General features: G+C 33.3%; 14 protein-coding genes. 5 read left to right on the top strand and 9 right to left on the bottom strand.

Annotation, left to right across the window (positions count from 1 at the left end; genetic code table 11):
* The first annotated feature begins 71 nt into the window (after nucleotides 1-71).
* The 3 genes from ACR0QS_RS04810 to ACR0QS_RS04820 all read left to right on the top strand — a co-directional run bounded on the left by ACR0QS_RS04810 (nucleotide 72) and on the right by ACR0QS_RS04820 (nucleotide 2,843).
* Nucleotides 72-872 carry a ZIP family metal transporter gene (locus tag ACR0QS_RS04810; RefSeq protein WP_432632311.1) on the top strand — a complete coding sequence of 267 codons (801 nt, stop codon included), beginning with the start codon at nucleotides 72-74 and terminating at the stop codon, nucleotides 870-872.
* A gap of 120 nt (nucleotides 873-992) precedes the next feature.
* Nucleotides 993-2,438, top strand: a complete 1,446-nt coding sequence (gene gltX, locus ACR0QS_RS04815; RefSeq protein WP_432632312.1) for a glutamate--tRNA ligase — start codon at nucleotides 993-995, stop codon at nucleotides 2,436-2,438.
* Between the two features lie 12 nt (nucleotides 2,439-2,450).
* Nucleotides 2,451-2,843, top strand: coding sequence for a response regulator (locus ACR0QS_RS04820; protein ID WP_432632313.1), 393 nt, complete (start codon nucleotides 2,451-2,453; stop codon nucleotides 2,841-2,843).
* Nucleotide 2,844: 1 nt separating this feature from the next.
* Here ACR0QS_RS04820 and ACR0QS_RS04825 read toward each other — a convergent pair whose 3' ends face one another.
* Genes ACR0QS_RS04825 through ACR0QS_RS04840 form a run of 4 tightly spaced genes read right to left on the bottom strand, consistent with a single transcriptional unit; the run spans nucleotide 2,845 to nucleotide 5,219 of the window.
* Nucleotides 2,845-3,402: a GNAT family N-acetyltransferase gene (locus ACR0QS_RS04825; protein WP_432632314.1), complete on the bottom strand. Its 558-nt coding sequence runs from the start codon at nucleotides 3,400-3,402 to the stop codon at nucleotides 2,845-2,847.
* A gap of 32 nt (nucleotides 3,403-3,434) precedes the next feature.
* Entirely contained in the window at nucleotides 3,435-3,983 is a 549-nt protein-coding gene (locus tag ACR0QS_RS04830; protein ID WP_432632315.1) for a methylated-DNA--[protein]-cysteine S-methyltransferase, read from the bottom strand.
* A 4-nt stretch (nucleotides 3,984-3,987) separates the two neighbouring features.
* On the bottom strand, nucleotides 3,988-4,629 hold the full coding sequence (locus ACR0QS_RS04835) for an isochorismatase family protein (protein WP_432632316.1): 642 nt from the start codon (nucleotides 4,627-4,629) through the stop codon (nucleotides 3,988-3,990).
* A 17-nt stretch (nucleotides 4,630-4,646) separates the two neighbouring features.
* Nucleotides 4,647-5,219, bottom strand: coding sequence for an HDIG domain-containing metalloprotein (locus ACR0QS_RS04840; RefSeq protein ID WP_432632317.1), 573 nt, complete (start codon nucleotides 5,217-5,219; stop codon nucleotides 4,647-4,649).
* 213 nt (nucleotides 5,220-5,432) lie between these two features.
* Between ACR0QS_RS04840 and gltA the strand changes: the two genes are divergently transcribed.
* A complete protein-coding gene (gene gltA, locus ACR0QS_RS04845; RefSeq protein WP_432632318.1) occupies nucleotides 5,433-6,833 on the top strand; it encodes an NADPH-dependent glutamate synthase in 1,401 nt (466 codons plus the stop codon).
* 78 nt (nucleotides 6,834-6,911) lie between these two features.
* Here the strand turns inward: gltA and ACR0QS_RS04850 are convergent, their stop codons facing one another.
* Nucleotides 6,912-7,334: an Rrf2 family transcriptional regulator gene (locus ACR0QS_RS04850; RefSeq protein ID WP_432632319.1), complete on the bottom strand. Its 423-nt coding sequence runs from the start codon at nucleotides 7,332-7,334 to the stop codon at nucleotides 6,912-6,914.
* A gap of 207 nt (nucleotides 7,335-7,541) precedes the next feature.
* Between ACR0QS_RS04850 and ACR0QS_RS04855 the strand changes: the two genes are divergently transcribed.
* Nucleotides 7,542-8,180 carry an NAD(P)-dependent oxidoreductase gene (locus tag ACR0QS_RS04855; RefSeq protein ID WP_432632320.1) on the top strand — a complete coding sequence of 213 codons (639 nt, stop codon included), beginning with the start codon at nucleotides 7,542-7,544 and terminating at the stop codon, nucleotides 8,178-8,180.
* 97 nt (nucleotides 8,181-8,277) lie between these two features.
* On the opposite strand, the gene secA is transcribed toward ACR0QS_RS04855, so the two are convergent.
* From secA to ACR0QS_RS04875, 4 genes are all read right to left on the bottom strand, one after another.
* Nucleotides 8,278-11,229, bottom strand: a complete 2,952-nt coding sequence (gene secA, locus ACR0QS_RS04860) for a preprotein translocase subunit SecA (protein WP_432632321.1) — start codon at nucleotides 11,227-11,229, stop codon at nucleotides 8,278-8,280.
* A gap of 84 nt (nucleotides 11,230-11,313) precedes the next feature.
* Nucleotides 11,314-12,318 (bottom strand): Gfo/Idh/MocA family protein, encoded by a 1,005-nt coding sequence (locus ACR0QS_RS04865; protein WP_432632322.1) that lies wholly within the window; start codon nucleotides 12,316-12,318, stop codon nucleotides 11,314-11,316.
* Nucleotides 12,319-12,329: 11 nt separating this feature from the next.
* Nucleotides 12,330-13,328 carry a Gfo/Idh/MocA family protein gene (locus ACR0QS_RS04870; protein WP_432632323.1) on the bottom strand — a complete coding sequence of 333 codons (999 nt, stop codon included), beginning with the start codon at nucleotides 13,326-13,328 and terminating at the stop codon, nucleotides 12,330-12,332.
* A 36-nt stretch (nucleotides 13,329-13,364) separates the two neighbouring features.
* The coding region (locus ACR0QS_RS04875) for a sugar phosphate isomerase/epimerase family protein (RefSeq protein ID WP_432632324.1) at nucleotides 13,365-14,255 on the bottom strand (891 nt) is incomplete at its 5' end.

Raw genomic sequence — 14,255 nt, forward strand, 5'->3', positions numbered from 1 at the left:
AATAAAAAATAAAATATAATTATTATTGTTTTATTGTTTGAAAATTAAAATAAGTAAAAAAAGGAAAATAAATGTTTGATTCTCCTATAATTTTAGCTTTATTCGGCGGACTTATAACTTGGACTTTTACGAGTTTGGGTTCGGCTTTGGTATTTATTTTTTTCTCCGAAATCAAACCGAAAGTTTTGGCGACTATGTATGGATTTGCCGCTGGCGTAATGACTGCCGCAAGTTTTTGGTCGCTGCTAGCTCCTTCAATAGAACTTTCTTCAAAAATGGATTTGCCTAAATGGATTATTCCAGTTTGCGGATTTTTGCTCGGAAGTTTTTTTATTTGGATATTGGATAAAGTTTTGCCTCATATTCATATAGTAAACGGACATGAAGAAAAAGAAGGTCCAAAAGTTCAGTTGTCAAAAAGCATATTATTATTTCTTGCGATAACATTGCATAATATTCCCGAAGGTTTGGCTGTCGGAGTTACTTTCGGAGCGTTTTCTATAGGACAAAGCGGAGTTACTTTAGCCGCCGCTATGGCGCTTACTCTCGGAATAGGTTTGCAAAATTTTCCCGAAGGCGCCGCAGTTTCTTTGCCGTTAAAAACTACAGGATTTTCAAAATTAAAAGCTTTTGCGTTAGGTTCATTATCGGGCTTGGTAGAACCTGTTGCCGCGATAATCGGAGCATTAACAGTCACAAAATTGACTTTAATTTTACCCGTTGCCTTGTCTTTTTCGGCGGGCGCTATGATTTATGTCGTTATTGAAGAACTTGTTCCCGAAGCGGTTGCAGACGAACATAATCATTTTGGAGTTTTCGGATTTATATTCGGTTTTGCCGTAATGATGATTTTGGATATAGCTTTGAATTAAAACCGCATATTCAAAATTACATATCAAATATATTATGTTTATTTTATTGCTTTTTATTGCTTTTAATGTATAATAATTAAATCTAAAATAAATTACTAAATAATTTTTAAGGTAAATTTTATGTCCGAAATTAGAGTTAGATTTGCTCCGTCTCCAACGGGGTTTTTACATATAGGAAACGCAAGAACCGCTTTATTTAATTGGCTTTATGCAAAGTCGGTTGGCGGAAAATTAATTTTAAGAATCGAAGATACCGACCAGGAGAGAAGCACGAAAGAAGCGGTAGATATGGCAATAAAATCTCTTAAATGGCTCGGAGTCGACTGGGATGAGGGACCGGAAGTTAATGGAGATTACGGACCTTATTTTCAATCGGAAAGATTAGAAATATACAAAAAATACACGGAAAAATTGATGGAAGAAGGAAAGGCTTATTATTGTTTTTGTTCTTCCGAAGAATTGGAAAAAAAATCAAATATGCAAAAAACTTTGAATCAGCCAATAATATACGATGGCAAATGCAAAGATATTCCGTTAGAAGAAGCGAAAAAAAGAGTCGCAAACGGAGAGCCAGCAAAAATAAGATTCAGAGTTCCAAAAAACGAAGAAATTATTTTTGAAGATTTTGTAAGAGGAACGGTAAAAACGAATAGCGATGAAATTGGAGATATTATAATCGTTAGAGAAAACGGTTTTCCCACTTATAATTATGCAGTAGTCATAGACGACATGCTAATGAAAATAAGTCATGTAATAAGAGGAGAAGACCATATATCGAATACGCCGAAACAGATTTTAATTTATAAAGCGCTCGGAAGCGAACCTCCAAAATTTGCCCATACTTCTTCGATACTCGGAGACGACAGAAAAAAATTATCGAAAAGACATGGAGCGGCTACTCTCATGGAATATAAAGACGAAGGATTTTTGCCTCAAGCTATGAGAAATTTTTTAGCATTGCTCGGATGGACTCATCCCGAAGCTATTGAAACTATGAACGATAAAGAAATGATAAAGGCTTTTACATTATCTCGTTTTTCAAAAAGTCCCGCAATATTTGATACGGCTAAACTTAGACATTTAAACGCTTGGCATATAAAAAATATGGATTTGGACGAAACGGTTGAATTATTTATTCCATATTTGATAAAAGGCGGTTTCTTAAAAGAAAATTATACGGAAAGCGAAAAATCATGGGCTAAAAAACTTGTATCGGCTATCAGACATAATTGCGTAGTTTTATCCGACATAAATAAATATGTTCCAGTATTTTTTGAAAACGATTTTGAATTAACGGACGAAATGAAAGAAATCGTAAATAAAGAAGAAAGTAAAAAACTTCTTCAATTTATAAAAAATAATATAGAAAAAGAAAACGAAATTACAGACCAATATATGAAAGATTTGATAAAGTCCGCTCAAAAAGAAACGGGATTAAAAGGACCGAATTTATATCATCCGATTCGATATGTTTTAACGGGAAGCGGGGCTGGAACGGAACTTTCGCATATTTGCGAACTTTTGGGCAAAGATAATATTTTATACAGATTATCCAAATATATTTGATAAGGGAATAATATGATAAACGGAAAACCTTTAATATTAGCAGTAGACGACGAAGAAAATATTAGAAATCTTATAACTTATACATTCGAGGAATACGATATCGAAGTGAAAACTGCGGAAAACGGAAAAGCCGCGATAACTATACTCGAACAAAATCCCGTGGATGTTATTATAACCGATTTGCTTATGCCGACAATGACGGGACTCGCTTTGATAAGAGAAATGAAAAAGCGAAAAAGTTCTATACCGATTATTATAATCACGGCTTATGGAAATACGGAAATGGTAAAAGAGATAATAGCCGAAGGAGTTTTTAGACTGATAGAAAAACCTCTCGATTTTGAAATATTAGTTCCTATAGTTCAAGACGCTTTGGAATATAGAAATAAACATTCTAAAAAATAAATTATACTTCGTCTTTATTTAAGATTGTCATGTGTATATGGTCTTCCCATTTGCCGTTTATTTTGAGATATTTTTTTGCAAGTCCTTCGTATTCGAATCCTAATTTTTTTACCAAATTCATCGAAGGTCTGTTATGAGGCATTATATTCGCTTCTATTCTATGCAGTTTTAATTCTTTGAAAATTATTACAATCGCCGCCCGCAAAGCTTCAATCATATAGCCCTGCTTCAATTCTTCCTGGTCCAATTTATATCCAACAGTTGTCGATAAAAAAGAAGAGTTTGTAATATTTGTAAAGCTAATCATTCCGATGATTCTTTTTTTATCTTCTATTTTGAAAATCCAAAATTTTAACATTCTGCCGAATTTCGTCTCTTCAAGTTCCTGCTTAACGATTTTTTTATGAGTGGTTAAATTATAAAAAGATTCTGGACGCAAAGGGTCGTATTCTTTAAAAAAATTCTTATTTCTCAAATAAAAATTTACTATTTCGGGCGTCATATCCATATTTGGCTGAATAAGTAATAATCTTTTCGTTTTATAACTTTTCTTTATCATACTCTATCATATCGTAATATTTTCATTTTTCATTATTTTTTTATTATCGTTAGATTTTCTATTTCAAATCCTTCATGTTTAAGCAAATATTCTTTATTTTCAATTCCGCCTCCGTATCCCGTGAGTTTAGAATTTTTTCCCACTACTCTATGGCATGGAATTATTATAGATATTGGATTTTTTCCTTCCGCCAAACCAACCGCTCTCGCTATGCTTCCCGCTCTATTTGAAACTTTTTTCGCTATATCGGAATATGTTAAAACTTCTCCAAATGGAATTTTTGAAGTTTCTATCCAGACTAAATATTGAAAATCCGTTCCGTATAAAGCTAAATCTATCGTAAATGTTTTTCTTTTTCCCGCAAAATATTCGTCAAGTTCTTTTTTCGTTTTCTTTATAATATTTGGATTATCAATTTCGTCTTTAATAATTTTTTTAATAAATTTTTTATCCGCTTTAAAATCCAAATTGGTTAAATATTTATTCGAGCCGTCCGCGCATAAAAATATTTTTCCGACTGGACTTTTATATAAATAGGCTTTTTCATCCGCTATGTTTTCGCTTGCTCTTATTATATTCATTATATTAAAGCCGCACCTTTTTAATATTTATATTTTGAGAGGCAGAATATAATTTTTCCGCTTTTTCGGGATTTACCGCGGCGCATGCATATTCCAAAACATTTACATTAACCAAATACTCGGCGTTGATAGAAGCGACATATTCCGCCGTATCTCTGCTCGTATAATAAACGCAGTGGTCTAAAGCGACTCCTACAAAATCTAAAATTAAAACTTCTTTATTTTCTCTCGCCACATCTATAAAATCTTTATGCATATAAGAAAAACCCGAAATTCCGTCATCGTCCGCATCGACTCCTTTTTGAACATATATATAATCTTTCTTTTTTCTGAGTCCATCAACTATCGCCGAGCCGTAAGTTCTCGCCACGCAATGGCGCGGAAGCAAAGTTAAAGTTTCTTCGTCTCCCGTTTCTTTATCCATGACTTTTATTTTTGAAAAAGGTTCTTTATCATGCGTAGATGCAAAAGAAATATGATTGGAAGGATGCCAGTCCTGTGTCGCAATAATCGCGTCATATTCTCCGCTTTTTATAAGTTCGTTTATAATAGGAACTAATTCGTCAGCTCCTTTAACAGCCATAGGACCGCCTTTCATGTAATCGTTTTGCATATCAACTATAGTAAGTATTTTTATTTTGCTCATAATTAAACTCTTATAATTTACGAAATTTTTTGAAGTCCTATTTCTTCTTGAACGGGAATCAAAGCGGTAATAGTTTCTTTTATTAATTCGTCCAAAGACATGCCGAGTCTTTCCGCTCCTTTATTAATGACTTCTCTATCGACTTTTGCCGCAAAATTTTTATTTTTCAATTTTTTCTTAACGGATTTTACTTCCATATCTTCCACGCTTTTTGAAGGGCGAACCAAAGCGCAGGCAGTTATAAATCCCGCAAGTTCATCAACGGCGTATAAAGTTTTTTCCATAGCGCTTAAAGGTTCTATATCTACGCATATTTCAAAACCATGACTCTGAATCGCTCTTATAAAACTTTCTGGCAAATTTTCTTTTTCCAATATTTCTTTAACTTTAATGCAATGTTCGTTAGGATACATTTCATAATCCATATCATGCAAGAGTCCTACCATTCCCCATTCGTCCTCGTCTTCTTTGTTTTTTCGGGCAAAATATCTCATTACGGCTTCAACCGATAACGCATGTTTAAATAACGATTCCTCTTCGTTATATTTTTTAAATAATTCTATAGCTTTATCTCTTTCTATGCTTGCCATAAAATTTCCTCCAAAATGTTAACATAATTATATATTATATTAATTTATTTTTCAACATTAAAATTTATAAAAATTTATATATTTTTTGTAATGAATTATTTTAAAAAATATTTTATAATATTGATTATATTTAATTATATATTATAATATTTATAATAATTTAATTATTAACGGTTTATTAAAAATATCAAATTAAAAATTAGGAGAAAATATATGCCCCCAAGGTCAAAATTAGGAGAAATACCAAGGCAGGAAATGCCTACAAGGAGCGCCGAAGAGCGAAGAAAAGATTTTATGGAAGTTCCTACGGGTTATACCGAAGAACAGGCTTTGAAAGAGGCTTTAAGATGTTTGGATTGCAAAGTTCCTCATTGTATGGAAGGATGCCCAGCTAAAGTTAAGATTCCAGAATTTATAGGACTCGTAGCGGACGGAAAATTTTTGGACGCCGCTAAAAAAATTAAAGAAACTAACGCTTTGCCAGCCGCATGCGGAAGAGTTTGTCCTCAAGAAACTCAATGCGAAGAACGATGCGTAGTCGGTAAAAAATTCGAGCCAGTCGCTATCGGAAAATTAGAAATGTTTGTCGCAGATTACGAAAGAAAACATTCCGAGCATGAAGATTTAAAAGTAGAAAAGAACGGTAAAAAAGTATGCGTTATCGGAGCTGGTCCCGCTGGTTTGGCATGCGCGGGAGATTTGATTAAATTGGGATACGATGTTACGGTTTTGGAAGCGCTTCATACAATCGGCGGAGTTTTAATGTATGGTATTCCAGAATTTCGTTTGCCTAAAGAATTAGTCGCTCATGAAGTTGAAAATCTTAAAAGAGACGGAGTAAAATTCAAAATAAACGAAGTTGCGGGAATATCTTTGGATTTTGGAAAATTGCGAAAAGAATATGACGCCGTATTTTTGGGAACTGGCGCGGGACTTCCGTTATTTTTGAATGTTCCAGGCGAACATTTATGCGGAGTTTATTCTGCAAACGAATATTTGACGAGAGTTAATTTAATGGGCGCTTATAAATTCCCAGAAGTCGACACTCCAGTTATAAGACATAAAAAAGTAGCCGTGCTTGGAGGCGGTAATGTCGCTATGGATGCCTGCAGAACGGCGGTTCGACTCGGAGCGGAAAAAGTTTATATAGTTTATAGAAGAACGGAAAAAGAACTTCCAGCAAGACTCGAAGAAATTCATCATGCTATGGAAGAAGGAGTGGAATTCAGATTTTTAAGAGCGCCTTTGGAAGTTATCGGAGACGAAAACGATAATGTCGTTGCCATAAGAACTCAAGTTATGGAATTGGGCGAACCAGACGAAGACGGAAGAAGAAAACCGATTGCAGTTGAAGGAAAAATTGAAGATATAGAAGTCGATGCGGTAATTATCGCAATTGGAACTACTCCGAATCCTTTGATTGCAAGAAAAGTTCCAGAACTTAAAATAACTAAAAAAGGAACTTATGTTATAGACGAAGAAACTGGAGCTACTTCAATGGAAGGCGTATTTGCGGGTGGCGATGCGGCAAGAGGAGCGGCTACGGTTATTCTTGCGATTGGAGACGGAAAAAGAGCGGCTTACGGCATAGACAAATATTTATCGGCAAAATAATTTTTTAAAATAAACCATATAATAAAAAATCCTAATGTTTAACGCGTTAGGATTTTTTATTTAACAATCGATTATTATTTATATATTGTTTTTTAAATCGTTAAAAATATCTTTCAAAGTGGTTTTCTTCAATTCTTTTTCCATAGATTTTTGAATATCGTCCAATTTTGGAAGCAATATTTTCGTTATATTATTTCCAACGGGACATTTTGAATTTGGTTTTTTATGAAAAGAAAATAATTTTCCGTCCAAACTTTCAACCGATTCAAATATTTCAAATAAAGTTATATCTTTCGCTTTTTTATTTAATTTTATTCCGCCTGTCCCTCTTTTTACGGTTATAATATCCGCTTTTTGCAATTGAATTAAAATATTTCTTATTATTACGGGATTTACATTCACGCTTCCCGCCAAAAAATTTGAGGTTATTTTTTCGTCTTCAAATAATAAAATGCATAAAAGAGTATGAACGGCTATGGTAAACCTTGAGCTTATTTTCATTAAACTTTTCCAAAAATTAAATATTAAATTAATTATATAATAATTTTAATAAATTCCAATAAAAAAATTAATTGTAATAGTTGACATTACATTTCAAATATGTTATAATTCATTGTAATAATAGCTATTACAATATCTTTAATTAGAGATAAAATAAAAAATAAAACAAAATAAAAAATGCCATAATAACTGGCGAAGGAGTAAAAAATGAAAATAGCGATAATAGGCGCTACGGGCAAAGCTGGAAAACTAATAATGGAGGAAGCTTTACAAAGAGGCTTGGATGTTACGGCGATAGTCAGAAACAAATCCAAACTTTCAAATTCTAGCGTCAAAGTAATCGAAAAAGATTTATTCGATTTGAAGAAAGAGGATTTAAAAGATTTTGACACAGTAGTAAGCGCGTTTGGAGCATGGGAAGAAAAAGAACTTCCTAAACATGGCGAAGTGATGAATCATTTATGCGACATATTGGCGGATACAAATATCAGATTAATGGTTGTCGGAGGGGCGGCAAGTTTGTTTGTCAATAAAGAACATACTATGATTTTAATCGACAGCCCCGACTTTCCGAAAGATTGGATAAACTTGGCTAAAAATTCCAATAAAGCTTTTGAAATATTGAAGGGAAAGAAAAATGTTGTATGGACATATATTTCGCCTTCTGCAGATTTTCAAGAGGACGGAAAGAGAACAGGAGAATACAATATAGGCGACAAAGACGAATTATGCGTTAACTCAAAAGGAGAGAGCATGATAAGTTATGCAGATTATGCAATCGGTTTTGTGGACGAAATAATAAATAAAAAATTCTTAAATAAAAGAATAACTTTCGTCTCAAAATAATATTAAAATCAAAATTAAAAAGGGCTTATATTTATATTTTAAAAATAAAAATATATGCCCTTTAATTTTTGCAATTTTTTAAAAGTTATTTAATACTTTAAGCGGCTCCAGAATTATCTTTACTATCTCTAATATCTCTTCCATGACAATATTTATATTTTTTACCGCTTCCGCAAGGACAAGGGTCGTTTCTTCCAATTTTATTCGTCATTTTAACTTGAGCATGTCCCATTTTAGGTTTTCCTTGCATATTATTATCCATTGCGCTTACATTTCCTTTTTCTTCAACTCCGCCATCGAATGCGCTTTCTCTTTCTACCGCGTTAAACGAATTAGGAACTATTCTTACTCGCATTATCAAATTGACAAGTTCGTTATATATCGTATTCATTGTGGAGACGAACATTTTATAGCCTTCCAATTTATATTCGGTAAGCGGATTTTTTTCGGCGTATCCTCGAAGTCCTATTCCTTCTCTTAAACCGTCCATAGAAAATAAATGGTCCTTCCATCTATTGTCTATTACCGAAAGAAATATATTTTTTTCAACTTCTCTAAATACTTTTTCATCAACCAGAGTCGCTTTTTTTCTGTAGGTTTCAATAAGTAAATTCGTTATATTTTTTGTGGCGTTGTCGATTCCGCCTTCTATCGCTTTACTAACCGCTTCTTCGTCTATCCCTATCGAATAACTGTTAAACCATTTTATTATTTCAATAGGATTTATATTTTTTCCATCGCTTATATTTTTTATAGTCGAATCTGCGACATCCGAAATTATCTCTTCTATTCTTTGAGATATATTTTCCGAATAAAGTATATAGTCTCTTTCCGAGTAAATCGCCATTCTCTGCTGATTCATAACATCGTCATATTCGAGCAAATGTTTTCTTATATCGAAATTTCTTCCTTCCACTTTTCTTTGAGCGTTTTCTATGGATTTATTGAGCCATTTATGTCCAAGCTCTTCCTCTTCGCCCATTCCCATTGCGAGCATCATACTTGAAACTCTCTCACCTCCGAAAAGTCTCATCAAATCGTCTTCGAGTGATAAGTAAAATACGCTTAAACCAGGGTCGCCCTGTCTTCCGCTTCTTCCTCTGAGCTGATTATCAATTCTTCTTGCTTCATGTCTTTCGCTTCCGATTACATGAAGTCCGCCAACCGATATAACTTTTTCTTTGTCGGTTTTTGATTTTTCATTGATTTGAATTATTCTATCAATTTTTTCAATCATTTCCAAAATATTATTTTTTTCGGCAATCTCTTTCGCCTCTTCGATTTTTCCCGATATTACCAACCTGACGAAAGCCTCTTTATAAAGGTCTATAGATTTTACTTTTTTCGCTAATTCTTCTTTTTTATAAGGGTCTCTCTCTTTAAACGCCTTATCTCTCATTAAAACGAGAATCTGCTCTATTTCGTTTACGCCTTTTGCTACGGGATTTCCTCCCAAAACAATATCCGTTCCTCTTCCCGCCATATTTGTAGCCAAAGTCACCGCTCCAGGTTCTCCCGCCTGCGCTATTATTGACGCTTCCCTCGAGTGATTTTTAGCGTTTAGAACTTCATGGCTTATTTTATATCTTCTAAATATTTTAGATAATTCTTCGTTCATTTCAACCGAAACCGTTCCGACAAGAACTGGTTTTCCTTCGTCTTGAAGAGTTTTTATATATTTTGCCAAAGCCTCGAATTTAGCTTTTTTAGTTCTATATATTTTATCCGATAAATCCTCTCTCGCCACAGGTTTATTTGTAGGAATTACGGCGACATCCAATTTATATATTTTATAAAATTCTTCCGCTTCCGTTTCCGCCGTTCCCGTCATGCCCGATAATTTCGGATACATTCTAAAATAATTTTGAAAAGTAATTGTGGCATAAGTTTGAGATTCGTTTTGAATTGCAACTTTTTCTTTCGCTTCTATCGCTTGATGAAGTCCATCGCTATATCGTCTGCCTTCCAAAACGCGTCCCGTGAATTCATCAACGATTAAAACCTGTCCGTCCGTCACCATGTAATCAACATCTCGCTTAAAAACTTTATGCGCCTTCAAAGCCTGATTGACATGATGAACTATAGTGCTGCTTTGCGCTCCGTATAGATTTTCCACATTAAGAAGTTTTTCCACTTTATGAACGCCCTCTTCGGTAAGATAAACATTTTTGTCTTTTTCGTCTAATACATAATCTCCCGTTCCCGCAACCTCGCGCATTCTCTCGTCCGTTTCCGCCTGCTTTAACATAGGAATAATTCTGTCTATTTCGTAATACATTTTAATATTTTTTTCGGCTGGTCCAGATATTATAAGCGGAGTTCTCGCTTCGTCTATTAAAATGCTGTCAACCTCGTCAACTATGGCATAATAAAATTTTCTCTGAACTTTATCTTCTTTTCTTATTACCATATTGTCTCTTAAATAATCGAAACCGAATTCGTTATTAGTTCCGTAAACTACATCTCTCGCATAAACCTCTCTTCTTTCGGGCGAATGCGGTTTGGTGTCGTCTAATATTCCAACAGATATTCCAAGCATAGAATAAATCGGCATCATCCATTCGGCGTCTCTTTTGGCAAGATAATTATTTACCGTTACCACATGAACTCCGAGTCCCGTTAATGCGTTCAAATATACCGCTAAAGTTGCGACAAGAGTTTTTCCTTCTCCAGTTTTCATTTCGGCTATTCTTCCCTGATGCAAAACTACTCCGCCCATAACTTGAACATCGAAATGTCTCATTCCCGTTGTCCTTATGCTCGCTTCTCTAACTACGGCAAAAGCTTCGGGTAAAATTTCGTCCAATACGGCTTGCAATTTTTTATTATTTTCTTCTGCGCTTAAATCAAGCTCTTCGGTTTTACATCCAATGTATTTTTCGACTCGCTCTCTGAATTCTTTCGTTTTATTCGCAAGTTCTTCGTTACTTAATTTTTTTATTTCTTCTTCAAACGATAAAGTTTTTTCGGCTATAGGTTTTAATATTTTCTCATCGTTTTGAGATTTAGAACCGAATATTAATTTAAATACAATGTCCATCGCTCCCATTATTGAGTATCTCCTTAATTAAAAACTTAATAAAAAATAAATATAATAGAATTCATAATTTCTGCAAATTCTATTTTATTAAAACTAAACAATTTCTACCACTTTACCAGTTTCTAAAGATTTTATCAAACCTAATATAACAGATATTGATTTTTTTACTTCTTTAGGTTTAACTATTTCTGGTTGTTTATTTTCTTCGACACATTTTGAAAAATATTCAATCTCTATTTCATAAGGGTCTCTTACGCTTTGCGGTTCTTGATGCGGTTTCATTCCGTTTCTATAAAGTATCAAAGAATTTTTAGCGGAAGATATATCTTCAAGATTGAATCCCGCCGAAAATGAAAATTCTGCCGTAGCTTTTTCGCCGACTATTCTCAAATTCATAGAAAAAGGATAATCATCCGTTATACCAAAAGCCGCCTGAGCCGTAGCGTTTACTCCGTTTTTAAATTTTAATACGCTGTCGACAAAATTCCAAGAATCGTTTCTTGCTTTTTTACCAGTCGCATATACTTCATTAACATCGCCAAAAAGATAACATAAAAAATCTATATCATGAACATGCAAATCATATATACCGCCGCCGCTTTTTTTAGGGTCTCCATACCATTCGCTTACAGGATGCTGTCCCAATCTAACCGCTGTAGCCAATTTTATTTCTCCAAAAATTCCTTCTTCCACCCATTCTTTTATCTTTGCATATTCGGGCCAAAAATGTAAAACCTGCCCTATCATAAATATACTGCCAGATTTTTCGGTAGCTTCTAACATATTATCTATTGCCTCTAAAGTTAAAGCAAAAGGCTTTTCGCTTAATACATGTTTATTATATTTTGTCGCCAATAATACCATTTCCTCATGTTGATATGTAGGTATGCAAACATCTATAAAATCTATATCGTTATGTATTTCTTTAAGCATTTCTTCGGCAGAATCAAATCCCTTGCAGTTATAAGTTTTTACAAAATTTTCTTTTGCATTTTTATCTATATCGGCTATAGCTACTATTTCTACTCCAATATTCTTATAACCTTTAGCATGGGTAGTTCCCATGAAACCTCCGCCTATAATAGCTACTTTTACCATACTTTTACTCCTTATTTTATCCTTATAATTTCTCCCGATTCAAGCGATTTAACCAAACATGTTATAGTCTCTATAGTTTTTCTTATAGAATTTAAATCTACTATTTCGGGTTTTTTATTATTTTTAACACAATCTATAAAATATTCTAATTCCAATTCATAAGCATCTCTAGTTTTTATATTTTCAATAATAGGTTCTTTTCTTTTCCTATATAAAATTAAAGTATTTGATTGTTTGCTATCCGAACCCAAATTTACTCCAGCGGATAAAGAATATTCCGCGGTGGCTTTATCGCCTATAACTTTTATATTCGCGGTAAAAGGATAATTATCGGTTATTCCAAATACTCCTTGAGCTATAGCAGAAATTCCATTTTCAAATTTAATAGAGCTATTTATAAAATCCCAAGATTCGTTTTCGTCTTTATAACCGTTGGCATATACTTCTTTCACATTTCCAAACAAATAACATAAAAAATCTATATCATGTATATGAAGTTCAAATATTCCGCCGCCGCTTTTTTTAGGGTTATAAAACCATTCGCTTTTAGGATGCTGGGCTAATCTCATTGCGGATACGAGTTTTATATTTCCAAATATGCCTTCTTCAAACCATTCTTTTATTCTTACATATTCCGTCCAAAACCGAAGAACTTGAGCAACCATTAAAAATTTATTACTATCTTTCAATTTACTTATTATATTATCTACAAAATTTAAATTAATAGAAAGAGGTTTTTCGCATATAATATGTTTATTATATCGCAAAGCCAATAATATCAATTCTTCATGCAAATAAGTCGGGGCGCATATATCCACTATCTCTATATTGTCAGAAACTTCTTTAAGCATTTCTTCAGCGGATTGATAAGTTTTACAATCATATTTAATAGCAAAATCTTTTCTTGCATTTTCGTTAATATCAGCCATAGCTTCAATTTTCACGCCAAGATTTTTATAACATTGGGCATGTATATTGCTTATGAATCCTCCGCCTATAATAGCTACCATGAAAACTCCTTAAAAATTTAATAAAAATTTAATTACTCAACAAGGAAATTTTTTACGCTTTAATATTGCATCCATCGAAGAAGAAGTATTATATATTAATTGATACGGATAATATTTGTAGCCAGGAATCATTTCGCCTGTGCAATAACTATCGTATCCAATTTCATTTAACGCTTCTAAAACCGCAGGATAATTTACATCGCCCGCAAGCAAATCTACAAATCCAGCTAAAGTTCCGACTTCTCTTCTAAAATCCTTAAAATGTATTTTTTTAATTCTTTTTCCTAAAACTTTTATCCATTGCTCTGGATATCCCATATAAATAACATTGCCTACATCTAAATAAGAACCGATATAATCGCTTTTGAATTCGTCAATAAAATTACGCATCTCCATAGCTGATATTAAAAATTTATTCCAAACATTTTCTATTCCTATAGAAACCTTATATTTTTCTGCCGTATCAACCGCTTTAGAAATATATTCTTTAGCTCTTTTATAAGCGTCTTCATAATAAACGACTTCGCTATCGGGAATAAAATCTACTCCGACATATCCTGGAACTAAAAGAACGGTATCCGCACCTAGAATTGACGCCACTTCTATTTGTCTTTTAAGATAATTTAATCCGTTTTCTATAATTTTTTCATTGGACGAAGTTAAAGGATTTCCCCAAGCCAAATCGGATGCAAAACTCGGTATTTCAAGTCCTATATCGTTAGCCATCTTTTTTATTTCTAAAATTTCTTTTTCAGAACTTTTAAGCCCCAAAGCTCCTTCTTCCGAAAGGCTTAATTCTATTCCTTCAAAACCCGCATCTTTAGCTATAGTAAACATATCTTTAAAAGAAGTTCCAGCAGGAAAAGACCAAACATTTATACCTTTTTTTATCATAATAAAAACTCCAAGTATTATTATATTTAACAT

The sequence above is a fragment of the Brachyspira sp. genome (assembly GCF_050873525.1).
In the GTDB taxonomy this organism is placed as follows: domain Bacteria; phylum Spirochaetota; class Brachyspiria; order Brachyspirales; family Brachyspiraceae; genus Brachyspira.